We start from the raw sequence: 14,432 nt of genomic DNA on the forward strand, positions 1-14,432 counted from the left end.
CCAGGCGCGGGCGTGGCGGCGCCGTGGCCAGCTCGGACGCAGTCATCAGGCCGCCGGCTCGCGCGTGAGGCTCCAGGGCGGCGTCTCGTGCAGCAGCTCCGCGAGGCGCTCGTTGGCTTGCCGAAAGTGGTCCGCGAGCCTCGCGCGTGCGCTTGCGCTCATGTCCTGCACCGCCGGCCGCGCGTTGTAGCGGTCGAACCGCTGCGGGGACACGCTGCCCAGGCCAAGGAACGCGCCAAGCGCGGCGAACTCCTGCCCCGGTTGCTCGAAGAACCGCTCGCTGTACATGATGTGCAGTTGCTCGCGCGGGAAGAGCTGCAGAATCCGCTCGAGCTGGTCCGCGTAGTCACCGCGGCGGCGGTAGGCATGGTGCCGATGGGTGAAGCTCTCGTATGTCGGGTCGCGCCGCATCCGGTCGTACTCACCCAGGAGCCGCTCGTCCTCGAGGGCCAGCGCGGTGTCGAAGTCCTCGCGCTCGAACCCCCGGGCGCTCTCGTGCTTCCACGCGGAGTAGGCCCGCTCCACGGGGTCCCTGAGCATGGCGACCAGCTTGACGTCCGGCATCTCGCGCGCCAGCCTCTCCATCGCAAAGGGATGGAACATGTAATAGCCGCTCGCCTCGAAGACGACGGGGTGACCGTGTTGCCGGGTCCGCAGCCGGGCCGAGGCCCGCAAGGGGAAATGTCCGCGGTACCAGTCGAACCCGCGGTCGTAGTTGACGTCGAAGTAGTTGATGCCCTTGTGGAAGGTCGGCCGCACCACCTGCGGGTGCTCCATCAGCGCCCGGAACAGGGAGGTGGTGCCGCACCGCTGGCCACCGATCATGATGAAGTCGGGCAGCACCCGCGCGCCGGCCGTGGCGCCCCCGAGAGCGACGTATCCCCGGCGGCCGAGTCGTTGCAGCGGTTCGGGGACCGCCTTGCGCACGCTCATGATCCGCTCCACCCCCATCGTTCCATCACCGGGATGCCGAAGTCGGTCTCGAGTCTGCGGACCTCGGAGTCGAGCTGCTCGCGCACGTACATCGCGTCCTCGGCCGACAGCCGCGGGGCCCGGTCACCCAGTTGTTTGTAGAGCAGCCGATGGGTCAGCGGTGACCCCTTGACCTTGCCGACCAGCTTGGCGCCGTCGTGGTCGCGCACCACTCTTGCGGCAGTGCGGATCGCTCGGGCAAGAGGCACGAAACGTGCGCCGCTGGCGGGCAGTCTGCTCTCGAGCGCCGACTCGTCCAGCGTCATGGGGGTCAGGCCGAGCCAGCGGACGACCTGGTTCGTGAAGGCCTGTGGGTCAGCCTTGAGGTCATCGAACAGGGCGATGAGCAGTTGGTCGCGGTCCAGGTGTTCCAGGAAGCGAGACAGCTGGGTTGCGTAGCGACCGTGTTCGAGCAGCTCGGGACGGGTCTGCAGGGTGGCCCGGAACGTCGTCTCACCCTCGCCGTGCTTGAGCATGTAGAGGTAGGACGAAAAGGCCCGTTCGGCCGGCTCCCGCAGGGTCACCATCACACGAGGCCGACCAAGGTCCGCGGTGATGCGTTTCGGAGCGTCCGGGCAGGCCAGGTAATCGGGGCACACCTCGCCGACGACCCGATGCTGCGGGGTGGCGCCGCGGAACTGGGACGCGTACCAGCTCACCCCGCGGTCGTAGTAGCGGTCGAAGTAGTAGAGGTCCTTCGCGGGGGAGAGGAAGATCTGGGGGTGTTGTGCGAGCGCCATGTGCAGCCACGAGGAGCCCGCCTTGTCGGGACCCACGTAGAGGAAGTTGGGCAAGGTGGCCGAATGTGCCATCAGGACAGGCCCCTTCCCGTGAGGCGCGCAGCCTTGAGAGCGATGACCGGCTCCAGGCCGGTCGCCGCCTGCGCCACGGCGAGGTAGGCGTGGGGAGCGAGCGGATAGCGAACCAGGGCCTTCGATGCCGTCCGCAGCGCTGCCCGGCGCCGCCCCAGCGAGGACTGGGCGAACGCTATCTGCCCGAGGATGCGGGCGTGACCTCGGCGGCTCGCGCGCAGTTCCGGGTGGATCGTCAGGAGGTACTCGAGGGCCTGGATGTTGTTGTCCTGACGCGCCAGGAACCACGACTGGACGTTCTTGCGAATGTCGGCCAGCGGCTCCTTGACCACCCCGATCTGGCCAACTCTGGCGACGCGAAGCACGAATTCGTAGTCCTCCCCGTACGCGTGCGGCAGCGTCTCGTCGTAACGTCCGGCCTTGGCGAAAGTGTCCCGCCGCATCATCAACGTGGAGGAGTGCAGCTCCTTCACGCGGTTGTGGACGAGAGTGGACAAGGGGATCCGGGCGGCACGCGCCGGCCAGTCCCTGACCCGGTCGGGGAAGAGCAGTCGGATGCCGGAGCCCACCACCAGCAGGTCGGGCTGCTCGCGCAGCAGCTGCACCTGCCTGGTCACCTTGTCGGTGTGCCAGAGGTCGTCGTCGTCGCAGGTGGCGATGAACTCCCCCTTGGCCACCTCGAGTCCGCTGTTGCGCGAGCCGGCAAGGCCGGGCAGGTGCCTGTTGCTCAGGACCTTGATCTCACGGTCGACCGTTCCCCGCGCCGTCAGCGACTGGTCCTCCGGCTCCTGGTCGTGGATGACAAGGATCTCGATGGGACCGGCATAGTCCTGCGCGACGATCGTGTCCAAGGTCTCGCGGACGAGCTCCGGCCGACCGCGGGTGGAGACCACCACGGAGACCATGCCGGTGATACCGCCGGAGTCAGCTGTTGGCGATTCGGCACCTGCGGCCGGTTCGAGACGACTGTTCACAGTGATCAAGGGTTCCGTTCTCTGGGCAGAATTCGGCGTAGCGCTCGGCGTGGACGGCGACGGGTCACGGCGACTGCCGAAAGGCAGGCCGATCGTCGAGGCGATGAGCCGGTCGCGGCGGGAGAGGTGGTTGCGCCAGGCCTCGTCGAGGCGAAGCTGCACCGTGCCCTCGACGAATCTCGAAGGATTGCCGGACAGTCCGTGGCTGGACCCGAGACTGACCTCACCGTCCCGGACGTGGTCGAGCCAACCGGGCTGAGGTGGGAGGCCGACCTCGGCCAGCACACGGCTGACGTGACCCGGCGCGTCCCGCACGAGGTCCTCGTAGTGGACCAGAGCCGTCGGGATCCGCCTGGTCCGGAGCAGGCCGGTCTCGGCGTGGTTGACCGACCAGCGAGCAGCCGTGATGGCGATGCTCCGGCGTTCCATCTTCTCGACCTCGTGTGTGGCCTGGGGCCGCTCGACATCCTTCTGCATGGAATAGGCCACACCGCGGACGTCACGCACGACGTGGACCACCCGAAGGTTGATCTCGGATCCGCAGAGTGCGAGCGCCTGGGCCGGCCACTTGCTGGCGTCCACCACATGGCTTGCCCCTGCCGTCGCCAGGACGGCGGAGTACAGCGTGGCGTACAGACCGCGGTACTCCGCAGCGCGCGCGCGGAAGCCCGCGGCCCGGATCGGGCTCAGCAGCTGGGCGATGTGCCGCTGCCGCGCCACCCCTGCCTGCAGCGCCCCCATGTGGTCGAGGACGTCGGTGCTCCAGCCGCCGAAGGCACGCTCGCCGACGGAGACCCAGAACGGACACTCCGAGAAGTGCTCGCCGCAGCCGCACCGCTCGTCGCCACGCGCCACCCGGCGGGGTATGTCGATCAGCTCGCCGACGTTGACGAACCCGGGCACGCTGCCCAGCACCCGCTCGAGCAGGGTGCTGCCGGACCGGCTGGCCCCAGCAAGGTAAACGACACTCGGCGGGGCGGTTGCCCCGACGCCCTCCACGCTCATGCCGATCCTTCCCCTCAATGACCCGCCCAGCGTAGGTCGGTCCGGGGGAATTCGAAGGGCGATTCGGCAAAGTGGCACGGACCCCCTGGAAGGGGCCCTCGGGTGACTAGTCAATTCGGGCCATTTTGGGCTGATGGTCGTCTGACTTCCTCGTTTTCCTGACGCGGGGCCCTCCGAGGAGGTTCTCTGGCACCCGTACCGCCATAGGCGGTGGCCGTTGTGGCCCGAAGGGGAAGAGCGGACAAATCAGGGGCTCATGTCGATGAGCCGCTCATGGTGATGAGGTGACTGCCTTGCGCAAGACACGGCTGGCTTTCCTTTCGGTCCTCGCCCTTGTCGCCGCGCTGTTGGGGGTGGTGGCTCCAGTGGCCGTCCCCGCTGCAAGCGCGGCCACAGTGAACGACGTCCCCGGAGCGGTTCCCGTGTCCGGCACTCCGGCGATCGACGACGGCCAGGTGCTGGCCATCACGCAGGTGGGTGACACGGCCTTCGTAGGGGGCAACTTCACGACGATCAGCCAAACGCCCAGCAGTACCACCATCAACCAGCCGTACATCATGGCGTTCGATGCCAACACCGGAGCCCTCCGGACGACCTTCCGCCCACAACTCAATGGTCTGGTGCAGGCACTACTGCCGGGTCCGACCGCGGACACCGTCTACGTCGGCGGCGCCTTCACCCAGGTGAACGGCCGATCAGAGTCTCGTCTGGCCCTGCTCGACGTGAACACCGGTGAGCCGATCACCTCGTTCAACGGACCAAACATGAACGCGGGTGTGCAGGCGCTGGGTCGGCGCGGTGACCGTCTCTACGTCGGGGGCTACTTCGACCAGGTCGGCGGCGACCCGGCGGGTGGCCTCACCTCGGTCAACGCCACCACCGGCGGCGTGGATGGCTTCCTGAACGTGCAGCTCACCGAGCACCACAACACCTCGCCCGGCGGGAAGCAGGAGCCGATCGGGGTGCGGGACATGGACCTCAGCTCGGACGGTTCCCGCCTCGTCGTCGTCGGGAACTTCCGCAAGGCGGACGGCCTCGACCGCGACCAGGTGGTCCTGATCAACACCGCCGGCACGCAGGCAACCGTTCAGCCGGACTGGAACACCAACCGCTACCAGCCACTGTGCTTCTCGTGGGCGTTCGACGCCACGGTCCGTGGCGTCCGCTTCGCGCCCAGCGGCAACTGGTTCGCGATCACCGCAACCGGCGGTCACAACACGGGAACCCTCTGCGACGGTGTCGCACGGTTCGAGACCGCGGCCACGGGCACCGACATCCAGCCGACCTGGTTCTCGGCCACCGGTGGTGACACCCTTCGTGGCATCGCAGTCACCGACAAGGTCGTCTTCGTCGGCGGGCACATGCGCTGGATGAACAACACCTTCGGCAGTGACTACGCGGCGCAGGGTGCCGTCCCGCGGCCTGGACTGGCGGCGGTGGATGCACAGAACGGTGTCCCGGTGGCCTGGAACCCCGGCCGCAACCCACGTGGCGCAGGCGCCTTCGCCCTCTACGCCGGTCCCGACGGGATCTACGTCGGCAGTGACACCGAGTGGATCGGAAACCGGGATTACCGGCGCAACCGGATCGCCTATTTCAAGTTCGACGAGGGCAAGCAGCTGGCATCGACGACGTCCCCCGCGCTGCCCGGCAACGTGATGATCGGTGGTTCCCAGGGCAGCACGGCGAACAGCAACGTGCTCTACCGCGTCAACGCCGCGGGTCCGGCACTGCAAGCGGTGGACTCCGGTCCCAACTGGGCAGTGGACGACAACCCGCAGAGCCCCTACCACAACAGCGGAAACAACGCTGCCACCTATGACCCGGTGCCTTCGGTGGACGGCACGGTGCCGGCGTCGACACCGCGCTCGGTCTTCGACTCCGAGCGGTGGGACGGCGGCGGCGACCCGGAGATGGCCTGGAACTTCCCCGTGCCAGCTGGACAACAGGTCTCGGTGCGGCTCTACTTCGCCAATCGGTGCAGCTGCACCGGCACCGCCGGCCAGCGTGTGTTCAACGTCGACATCGACGGCCAGCGCGTTCTGTCGAACTTCGACATCGTTGCCTCCGCTGGTGACCAGACCGGCACCATGCGACAGTTCAACGTCACCAGTGACGGTTCGGTCGACATCCAGTTCGGACACGTCACCGAGAACCCGCTGATCAACGGCATCGAGATCGTCAAGGCCGGCGGTGGCGGCGCGACGCCGCCTCCGCCGGGTACCCTCAGCCAGGTCACCTTCGACGGCCAGACGGCCGGGACCCTGCAGCCAGTGAACGCGGGCGACCTCGACTGGAGCAAGACGCGCGGCGCCTTCATGCTCGGCTCCACGCTCTACTACGCAGACGTCAGCGGCGCCCTCTACCAGCGGGTGTGGTCGAACGGTTCCTTCGGGGCGGCGACCAAGCTCGACCCCTATCACGACCCCAAGTGGGACGGGGTGCGCACCGGGAGCGGTGACAGCGTCTACGACGGCGTGACGGTCGCCTTCTACGGGCAGTTGAGCAACCTGACCAGCATGTTCTACTGGAACGGGCGCATCTACTACACGCTGTTCGGCCAGAGCACCTTGCGCTACCGCTACTTCACGCCTGACGCGGGCATCGTCGGCCCGGACGAGTTCACGGCGTCGACCGACCCGATGTGGTCGGACGTCGGCGGGGCCTTCCGCGACGGCAACACGCTCTACTTCGTCAAGCAGTCGACGGGAGCTCTCTGGAAGATCTCCCTGGCGAACGGTACCGTCACGGGCTCGGCGACCAAGGTCAACGACCCTGCGTCCGGCGGGATCGACTGGCGCGGCAGGTCCGTCTTCATCGGGCCGCAGGCGCCGGTGAACAAGCCTCCGGTGGCGGCATTCACGTCTGGTTGCACAGCGTTGGACTGCACGTTCGACGGCACCGGGTCCTCTGACCCGGACGGCAGCGTGGCCTCGTGGTCGTGGAACTTCGGTGACGGCACGACCGCCACCGGGTCGAGGCCCTCCCACAGCTACACCAGCCCCGGCAGCTACCCGGTCACGCTCACCGTGACCGACAACAACGGCGCGACGGGCCGGGTGCAGAAGACCGTGCAGGTGTCCGCGCCGCCGAACCAGGCTCCGCTGGCGTCGTTCTCGGTGGATTGTCAGGGTCTGTCGTGTTCGTTCGATGGGTCGGGGTCGTCGGATCCGGATGGCAGCATCGCGTCGTATGCGTGGTCGTTCGGTGATGGTGGGACGTCGACGGAGGTCAAGCCGAGCCATGTGTATGCCGGGGATGGTCAGTTCACGGTGAAACTGACGGTGACCGACAACGGTGGTGCCACGGGTGTGGTGTCCAAGTCGGTGTCGGTGTCGTCGGCTCCGGTGGGTGCCGGGATCGCGTTCGTGGCTGGCCAGAGTGTCACGGTCAGCTCGCGAACGCCGTCGGTGCCGGTGCCGGACGGGGTGTCGGCTGGTGACGTGTTGGTGTTGGCGGTTGACGCGAACAACACGGCGGTGGACATGGACGCTCCGGCGGGGTGGACCGCGGTGGACACGGTGTCGATCGACGGGATGTCCTCGAAGGTGTGGTGGAAGGTCGCCGACGCCGGTGATGCCGGTTCTCCGGTGCAGGTGTCGCTGAGCAAGTGGTCGAAGTCGGGTCTGCAGGTGATGGCGTACTCGGGTGTGGACGCGTCCAACCCGGTGGGTGCGTTTGCCAGCGCGTCGGACACCACTCGGACCAACAGCCACACGGCGCCGGCGGTGTCGTTGTCGCCGGGTGACGTGGCGCTGCGCTTGTGGAGCGACAAGTCGACCAACACGACCTCGTGGTCGGTGCCGGCCGGTCAGTCGGTCCGGGGCGAGGCGTATGACGATGGCAGTGGCTCGATGAGCGTGCTGGCGGCGGACGGCGGCCCGGAGGCGGGCACCACGGCAGGTGCCGTGACCGCCACTGCCAACTCGCGCGGCTCCCAGGCCATCATGTGGACCGTCCCCCTGCGGGAGGCTTCAGCTGGTGGCGGCAACGCCACACCCCTGGCGTCGTTCTCGGTGGATTGTCAGGGTCTGTCGTGTTCGTTCGATGGGTCGGGGTCGTCGGATCCGGATGGCAGCATCGCGTCGTATGCGTGGTCGTTCGGTGATGGTGGGACGTCGACGGAGGTCAAGCCGAGCCATGTGTATGCCGGGGATGGTCAGTTCACGGTGAAACTGACGGTGACCGACAACGGTGGTGCCACGGGTGTGGTGTCCAAGTCGGTGTCGGTGTCGTCGGCTCCGGTGGGTGCCGGGATCGCGTTCGTGGCTGGCCAGAGTGTCACGGTCAGCTCGCGAACGCCGTCGGTGCCGGTGCCGGACGGGGTGTCGGCTGGTGACGTGTTGGTGTTGGCGGTTGACGCGAACAACACGGCGGTGGACATGGACGCTCCGGCGGGGTGGACCGCGGTGGACACGGTGTCGATCGACGGGATGTCCTCGAAGGTGTGGTGGAAGGTCGCCGACGCCGGTGATGCCGGTTCTCCGGTGCAGGTGTCGCTGAGCAAGTGGTCGAAGTCGGGTCTGCAGGTGATGGCGTACTCGGGTGTGGACGCGTCCAACCCGGTGGGTGCGTTTGCCAGCGCGTCGGACACCACTCGGACCAACAGCCACACGGCGCCGGCGGTGTCGTTGTCGCCGGGTGACGTGGCGCTGCGCTTGTGGAGCGACAAGTCGACCAACACGACCTCGTGGTCGGTGCCGGCCGGTCAGTCGGTCCGGGGCGAGGCGTATGACGATGGCAGTGGCTCGATGAGCGTGCTGGCGGCGGACGGCGGCCCGGAGGCGGGCACCACGGCAGGTGCCGTGACCGCCACTGCCAACTCGCGCGGCTCCCAGGCCATCATGTGGACCATCCCCCTCCGCGTCTCCCAGTAAAGGAAGTGTCATGACCAGGCGATCTTCTGCAGTCATTCTCGGATGCGTGGTGCTGACGGCCGTCGCGGGCTGCAGCAGCACTGCTTCGGACTCGGCGAGCCCTGGTCAGTCCGCCGGCGCTGGCGCGAGTGCGCACTCGACTGCGCCGGCGGCCGTGAGCTCCCCGAGCGCCGGCAACAGCACCAAGCCCACCGTGTCGTCGAAGGGGTCCGCCAAGGCCAAGACCTCCGGCAGCGCCACGCACGGCACGCCGCAGGACCAGGGCGAGACCCACGCGGCCAAGGACGATAGCGCGGTGGGGTCGACCAAGCCCGGTGGGGAGCCCTCGCTCACCGCCGCCTCGGTGCTCAACCGCCTGCCCAACCCGGCCGGATCCTGCCCGGCTGTGGGCGGCGGGCGAGACGTGCGCTCCGGCAGCATGGCGGCGGGGCCCTTCGACACGGCCAAGAAGCAGTTCGCGACGAGCCGTTCGACCTCGCCGGAGCCGACCAAGGTCCGTCTCTACTGGATCCCGAAGTCGGGCAAGGCGGTCTCGGGCGGACTGGTGCTGAAGGTCACCAAGGTGGCCGCCGGAGCCAAGACCAACACCGTGCGGGACGGGGTCGTGTCGGACGCTGCCGGGGTCAGCTTCTACGACAGCCAGGTCCCGATCGCGGGACCTGGGACCTGGCAGATCAAGGCGACGTCCGGTCAGGACACCGGCTGCTTCCGCGTCACTTTCAAGCGGTAGCCGACAACCAGATTCGGGCGGTAGCCGACAACCAGCTCGCTCAAGTGAGGAGCCGGAACCGCCGCCGGTTGAGCTCCTCGAGCACGTCCCCGGCGCCCGCTTCCAGCACCGCGACGTCGCCGGCGTCCACCTTGGCGCGCCAGGCGTTCGCGACCACGGCGGGCGAGCGGTCGAGATTGTGCAGGGCAGAGGAGTTCTCGGCCGAGGCGGCCCCACCGCCGAAGAACCGTGCGGCACTGTCGCTCCAGGTCAGTGAGACTGCTGCGAAGAGTGCCTTGGCGGCCGATTCGCCCCCGGTGGCCAACTCCTCGTGCGACACGACCATCGCCGCCGGCAGGCTGGACAGGTCCTCGAGTGCCATCCGGTAGAGCGCGGCCCACGTGGCCCCCAGATTGCCCACCTCGTCGGCCGGCCAGCGCGTGGCGCCGCCCCCGTGCGTGGACGGAATCCGTTCGAGCTGTTGGAGCTCAACGGGGTTCGCCGCCCAACCGACGCGGCGGAAGCTCGCCAACATGGCCCCCGGGTGGCGATAGACGATCACCGGCAGGGCACCCGTCACGGAGGTCAGCATGGGCAGGGACAACAGCGCGAAGGGATCCTTGACGATCATGCGCGTCGAGGGCAGGGGGGCTGCCCACTGCCGGTTGCCGTAGCGGCTGTAGACTAGGGGGTTCAACCCCCGGTATGCCGTGTTCAGCCGGCGACGTTGCTGCCTCGACGGCTCGCGGAGCCGGGTCCAGCCGTCGAGGGTGCCACCGAGTGCGTACTGGGAGCCGCGGGGGTTCATCGGCTCCCGTCCCGCCAGTGCGGTCCCCGCCGCGCAGGAGAGCAGGCGCGCCAACCACGTGGTGCCCGAGCGCGGCATACCCGTGACCAGCAAGGGAGCCGGGCGCGGGCACATCAGTCCCACGTCCATCTGGCGCGGGCGGTGAGGTCGTGCACGTCGTAGCCGTAGTCGGCCATGGCGTCCCCGAACTTGTCCTCGATGATGCGGCGGGAGCGGCGCTGCAGCGGGTTACCGGTGGCCATGCTGTCCCATCGCCGCAGGTAGGGCAACGAGCGTGCCGGGTCGAGGCGATGGTGCGGGATGTCACCAGTCAACCCCAGGAACAGCCGTAGTCGTTCCAAGGTCTCGTGCGGCTCGTGCACCAGGTCCTCGTAGCGAAGGACCAACAGGCGGTCGAGGTGCCGTGCGTCCGCCCGCAGGACCTCGTGGGCCACGACCCAGTGCCGCACGAGCTTGGGCAGGCTCGTCCAGCGAGCCCACTTCTTGGTCGAGAGCGCGACGACGACGGGGTTGCGGATCACCACGACGAGGCAACTGCCCGGGAAGACGCTCTGGAGGAAGCGGCCCATGACCAGGTTGGGCGGCGACTTCTCGACCAGCAGGTCGCGCTCGACGTCCCAGAAGGGCGTCCACGAGCGGAGCAGGTCCGCGCTCGTCGATGCGACGCGAAGGGGAGACTCCTCGGTCACGTGGGCTCGGGGGTCGAAGGCGAACACACCGGCACCGCCGTAGGACCGGGCGATCGGGTAAACGGACTGCAGGTGCTGTCCCTCGTCCTCCTCCACCCCGGTCGCCGTCAGACCAGCCACCTGAGGGTGTTCGGCCAGCATCCTCGTCAGCGGCGTCGTGCCGCTGCGGTGCAGACCACCGACGAAGACGAGTCGGCGCGGATCGATGCTCAGGTCGAGCCTCTGGGAAGCGGTGTCAGAACTCATCGTGTTTCGCCATCCTGGAGGGTCGAGGTGTTGACGTTGAGCCACGGACTGGCCCCGGCGTCGATGACGCCTTGGAGGACCGCACGGTTTCGGCCGAAGCGGTAGTCGCAGGTGTCGCTTGTCTTGCTGTCCCAGAGCGTGATGGCTTTGACCTGCGGGTACTTGCGGAGGACGGAAGGGATGGAGCGATACCAGTTCGCGGTGCGCTGAGCATCGTCCGGATAGAGCACCGAGCCGGACTCGCTGATCATCGCCGGCTTGTCCGGATCGATGCCCAGCGCGGGGCCATGCTCGTGGACCCAGTCATAGAAGGGCTTGAGCCGCTCTTCGAAGGAGCGGTAGGCGTCGTCCTTGATACGACCCGACTTGCAGCCGGACTGGTTGTAGACGTTCCAGCTGATCCAGTCGACGTAGCGGTTGCCCGGCCAGATCGATCCGGCGCGGGAGAGGTTCTGCTCACGGCCGGTCATGACCCAGACCCAGACGGCGTTCGTTGCCCCCGCGCTCTCGTAGACCTGGTGCACGTGTCGCCAGGCCGCCTTGTAGTCAGCTGCGCTGCCACGGGTGCCGAGCTTGCGCTGTTGGTTCCCCTCCTGCTCGAAGGTCAGGAAGACGGGAGTCTTCAGGCTTGCGATCCCCTCGGCCTGGCGTCGCAGCGAGTCGTCGTAGTCGCCCCGGGCGATCGACACATACGAGATCTGCTGGCTGTCGCCATACACGCGCGCCGCGATGCTCAGGTGCAGGATCATGCCCTTGGCCACCATCTGGCGCTCGGCGTCGGTCGGGATCGGTTGCTCGAGGTCGTGGTAGTTGTAGACGAGATCGAAGGGTCGTTTGACCTGCTGCTCCAAAGTCGCGAGCGCCGACTCGGACTTGGGTTGGGTGGAGACGCCCCACAGCGCGCCGCACGACGGCACGAGATCCTTGGAAAGAGTGCACTCGTTGCTGACCGGTGCCGACTGGTCGGAGGAGCAGGCCGCCGCACCCATCAGGACGAGCACGGCCAGCGCTGCCCGCCAGGATCTCTTCACCGCTGCGCCGCCACGGCCTGCTTGGCCTTCACCCGGTGGTGCGCCAGGGCTGGGAAGCCGTAGTGGCGGCGCACCAGCATCCACAGCAGAGGAGCGATGCACAGCACGCCCCCGAGTGCCATCGCCGTGGTCACGGTGGGGAGCCCGAGCATCTTCAGCGACGAGGCCAGCAGCACGAAGGCCAGTGCGCGGCGCACCAGGCCACCGGGGGCCCGGGAGGAGAGGTGTGCGCCGACCCACACACCCGGAATGGACCCCACGAGCAACGACACGGTCACGCCCAGGTGCAGGTCGCCGAAGAAGATGTGGCCCAGGGCCGCCGCCATCACGAGGGGGACCGCCTGGACCAGGTCGGTGCCCACGAGCTGGCTCGCCTTGAGGCCGGGGTAGAGCGCCATGAGGGCGATGATGATCAGCGAGCCGGCTCCCACGGAGGTCAGGCCGACGACCACGCCACCCACGATGCCGACGGCGACGGTGGACAGGATGCGGACCTTGATCACCGGCGGCCCACCGGGGAGTGCCTCGCCCTTGCCGTCCCGACGTCTGGCCCGCTCCAGCAGTCGGAGGTAGGCGCGGATCGTCAAGCCGGTCGCCGCCACGAGCAGCGCCCCACCGAGGGCGACCTGGATGACGTGCTGGACATGCTTTCCGTCTCCGAGGGCCCGCGCGATCAGCACGCCGCCGAACGCAGCGGGGACCGAGCCCACGACGAGCCACTTCACGAGGTTGAGGTTCACCGTGCCGTGGCGGAGGTGGACGAACGAGCCCACCGGCTTCATGAACGCACTGGCAACGAGGTCGCTCGAGACGGCCGCGAGCGGCGGGACACCGAAGATCAGGACGAGGGCCGGCGTCATGAGCGCCCCACCCCCCATGCCGGTCAGGCCCACGATGATGCCGATCCCGAACGACGTCACCGTCATCACTGGATCGATCACTTCACGTCCCTGCCTCCCGACCGAGGCTACGCACCGTCACACGCGGCGCACGCCTTCTCACCACCGTCGTAGAGCACCCCCGGCTCGTCCAAGCTGGCTGTCGGCGCCGTGCTGCCCCACGCAATGACGTTAACGAAATGTTGCGTGAGCGGTGTGGTGAATGCAGAAATCGCCGCAACTTCGCGTGCACGACCGGAGCGCAACCCAGGTAGGGCGTGGGGCCGGGGCCGGTCGAGCAGCTACGAAGGGTCCGTGTGTGTGGCAGAGCGTTCCGCGCGTCGGATGGCTCGTCGCGAACGGAGGTAAGCCCACGGACCCCTGATGATGCCCCTGAGTTCGGTGCGAGTCAGGTCTGCGGGAAAAAACGGGGACTTGCCGGCGTTCTTCTCCGAGCGGGGCGACAAGAGCACACGTATCGATGCCGGTGCCCGCGTGAGGAGATGGGGCAACCGAGCAGGCCGGGTCACGACCAGTTTGGTCATGTGCGCTGTCAGCCCGGTCCCGTAGGCGTAGACCTGCTGACGCAAGTGGCCGTAATCGCGCCGGTGGTGGTGACGCACCACCGCGCCTGGTTGGTAGACCATCGTGCCTCCGGAGAGGTAGATGGCTCGGAACACGTCCAGGTCCTCGCCGGCGCACGTTGATGTGCCCGGGCCCAGAGCGGGGTCGAATCCGCCGATCGCACGAAGGGCTGAGGTGCGGAAGGCCATGGAATTGCCGGAACCGAACTCGGCCGCGGTATAAGGAAATGCCACCCCGCGCCGACCAGTGACGGCAGGGCTGGGGGATCCCGCCTCATGTGCCAGGGTGCTCAATCGATCCTGAAGCGCCACATCGAGTCTGTCGGGAGACCACACTGCCAGCCTGTAACCCTTTTCGAAGCCGTTGAACTCCTCGAACCAGACCTGTTCCACCGTCTCGAGCGACAGGGGCACGACGAGACCGGTGACGCACTGGATTCGCTCATCACAGTCGAACACTTCTGTGATGCGCCGAGCCCAGTCGAGATCCGGGACCGCGTCGTCGTCGACAAAGGCGACGAGTGGCGTCCGGACGTTGGCCAACCCCGTGTTGCGCGCATGCGAGGCACCCAGCCGTGGCTCGGGCAGGATGCGCAGTCTGGTGTCGTCGATCCCCGCCAGCCGTTGTGAGACACCGTGCGACGTCGGGTCGTTGTCCACGACGATGAGCTCGTCGAGCGGCTGGTCCTGGTTCAGCAGCGAGGTCACGGCCTGGCGCAACTGTGGGCTGACCCCGAGCGTGGCCACGACGACCGACAGCCGGCGCGCCGCGGGACCCCCGCTCGTGGTGGTGGCAGCCGGCTCGGACAACGAAGCGGCGTGACTCGGCGGAGCCGAGGTGAGGACG

General features: G+C 67.9%; 11 protein-coding genes. 3 read left to right on the plus strand and 8 right to left on the minus strand.

What is annotated here, in order from left to right; all coding sequences use genetic code 11:
- Positions 1-45: 45 nt before the first annotated feature.
- From FRW57_RS00685 to FRW57_RS00695, 3 genes are read right to left on the minus strand one after another with little or no spacing between them, the layout of a single operon-like run.
- Positions 46-933: a sulfotransferase domain-containing protein gene (locus FRW57_RS00685; protein ID WP_137119921.1), complete on the minus strand. Its 888-nt coding sequence runs from the start codon at positions 931-933 to the stop codon at positions 46-48.
- The gene (locus tag FRW57_RS00690; protein ID WP_137119920.1) at positions 930-1,784 is read right to left on the minus strand and encodes a sulfotransferase family protein; all 855 of its coding nucleotides are present in this window, start codon (positions 1,782-1,784) and stop codon (positions 930-932) included. The genes FRW57_RS00685 and FRW57_RS00690 overlap by 4 nt, the downstream gene beginning before the upstream one ends.
- Complete coding sequence (locus FRW57_RS00695; RefSeq protein ID WP_152185017.1) at positions 1,784-3,763, minus strand: glycosyltransferase family 2 protein; 1,980 nt, start codon at positions 3,761-3,763, stop codon at positions 1,784-1,786. The genes FRW57_RS00690 and FRW57_RS00695 overlap by 1 nt, the downstream gene beginning before the upstream one ends.
- Positions 3,764-4,056: 293 nt before the next feature.
- Between FRW57_RS00695 and FRW57_RS00700 the strand changes: the two genes are divergently transcribed.
- Positions 4,057-8,640, plus strand: coding sequence for a PKD domain-containing protein (locus tag FRW57_RS00700; RefSeq protein WP_152185018.1), 4,584 nt, complete (start codon positions 4,057-4,059; stop codon positions 8,638-8,640).
- A 154-nt stretch (positions 8,641-8,794) separates the two neighbouring features.
- A complete protein-coding gene (locus FRW57_RS00705; protein ID WP_137119917.1) occupies positions 8,795-9,370 on the plus strand; it encodes a hypothetical protein in 576 nt (191 codons plus the stop codon).
- Positions 9,371-9,410: 40 nt separating this feature from the next.
- Here FRW57_RS00705 and FRW57_RS00710 read toward each other — a convergent pair whose 3' ends face one another.
- The 5 genes from FRW57_RS00710 to FRW57_RS00730 all read right to left on the minus strand — a co-directional run bounded on the left by FRW57_RS00710 (position 9,411) and on the right by FRW57_RS00730 (position 14,293).
- Complete coding sequence (locus FRW57_RS00710; RefSeq protein ID WP_162308109.1) at positions 9,411-10,271, minus strand: sulfotransferase; 861 nt, start codon at positions 10,269-10,271, stop codon at positions 9,411-9,413.
- Positions 10,271-11,092, minus strand: a complete 822-nt coding sequence (locus FRW57_RS00715; RefSeq protein WP_137119915.1) for a sulfotransferase family protein — start codon at positions 11,090-11,092, stop codon at positions 10,271-10,273. Before FRW57_RS00715 ends, FRW57_RS00710 begins: the two co-directional genes overlap by 1 nt.
- Positions 11,089-12,123: a glycoside hydrolase family 26 protein gene (locus tag FRW57_RS00720; RefSeq protein ID WP_137119914.1), complete on the minus strand. Its 1,035-nt coding sequence runs from the start codon at positions 12,121-12,123 to the stop codon at positions 11,089-11,091. The genes FRW57_RS00715 and FRW57_RS00720 overlap by 4 nt, the downstream gene beginning before the upstream one ends.
- The gene (locus FRW57_RS00725) at positions 12,120-13,064 is read right to left on the minus strand and encodes a sulfite exporter TauE/SafE family protein (protein WP_238384459.1); all 945 of its coding nucleotides are present in this window, start codon (positions 13,062-13,064) and stop codon (positions 12,120-12,122) included. The genes FRW57_RS00720 and FRW57_RS00725 overlap by 4 nt, the downstream gene beginning before the upstream one ends.
- A 239-nt stretch (positions 13,065-13,303) precedes the next feature.
- Entirely contained in the window at positions 13,304-14,293 is a 990-nt protein-coding gene (locus tag FRW57_RS00730) for a glycosyltransferase family 2 protein (RefSeq protein WP_238999229.1), read from the minus strand.
- Between FRW57_RS00730 and FRW57_RS24275 the strand changes: the two genes are divergently transcribed.
- A complete protein-coding gene (locus tag FRW57_RS24275; protein WP_238384477.1) occupies positions 14,250-14,408 on the plus strand; it encodes a hypothetical protein in 159 nt (52 codons plus the stop codon). The two genes, FRW57_RS00730 and FRW57_RS24275, sit on opposite strands and share 44 nt — an antisense overlap.
- The last annotated feature ends 24 nt before the right edge of the window (positions 14,409-14,432 follow it).

This window comes from Segeticoccus rhizosphaerae (genome assembly GCF_009192725.1).
Taxonomy (GTDB): Bacteria; Actinomycetota; Actinomycetes; order Actinomycetales; family Dermatophilaceae; genus Segeticoccus; species Segeticoccus rhizosphaerae.

Coding starts and splice junctions, on each gene's coding strand:
- FRW57_RS00685 (WP_137119921.1), bottom strand. CDS start 933: ATGAGCGTGCGCAAGGCGGTCCCCGAACCGCTGCAACGACTCGGCCGC.
- FRW57_RS00690 (WP_137119920.1), bottom strand. CDS start 1,784: ATGGCACATTCGGCCACCTTGCCCAACTTCCTCTACGTGGGTCCCGAC.
- FRW57_RS00695 (WP_152185017.1), bottom strand. CDS start 3,763: ATGAGCGTGGAGGGCGTCGGGGCAACCGCCCCGCCGAGTGTCGTTTAC.
- FRW57_RS00710 (WP_162308109.1), bottom strand. CDS start 10,271: ATGTGCCCGCGCCCGGCTCCCTTGCTGGTCACGGGTATGCCGCGCTCG.
- FRW57_RS00715 (WP_137119915.1), bottom strand. CDS start 11,092: ATGAGTTCTGACACCGCTTCCCAGAGGCTCGACCTGAGCATCGATCCG.
- FRW57_RS24275 (WP_238384477.1), top strand. CDS start 14,250: ATGAGCTCGTCGAGCGGCTGGTCCTGGTTCAGCAGCGAGGTCACGGCC.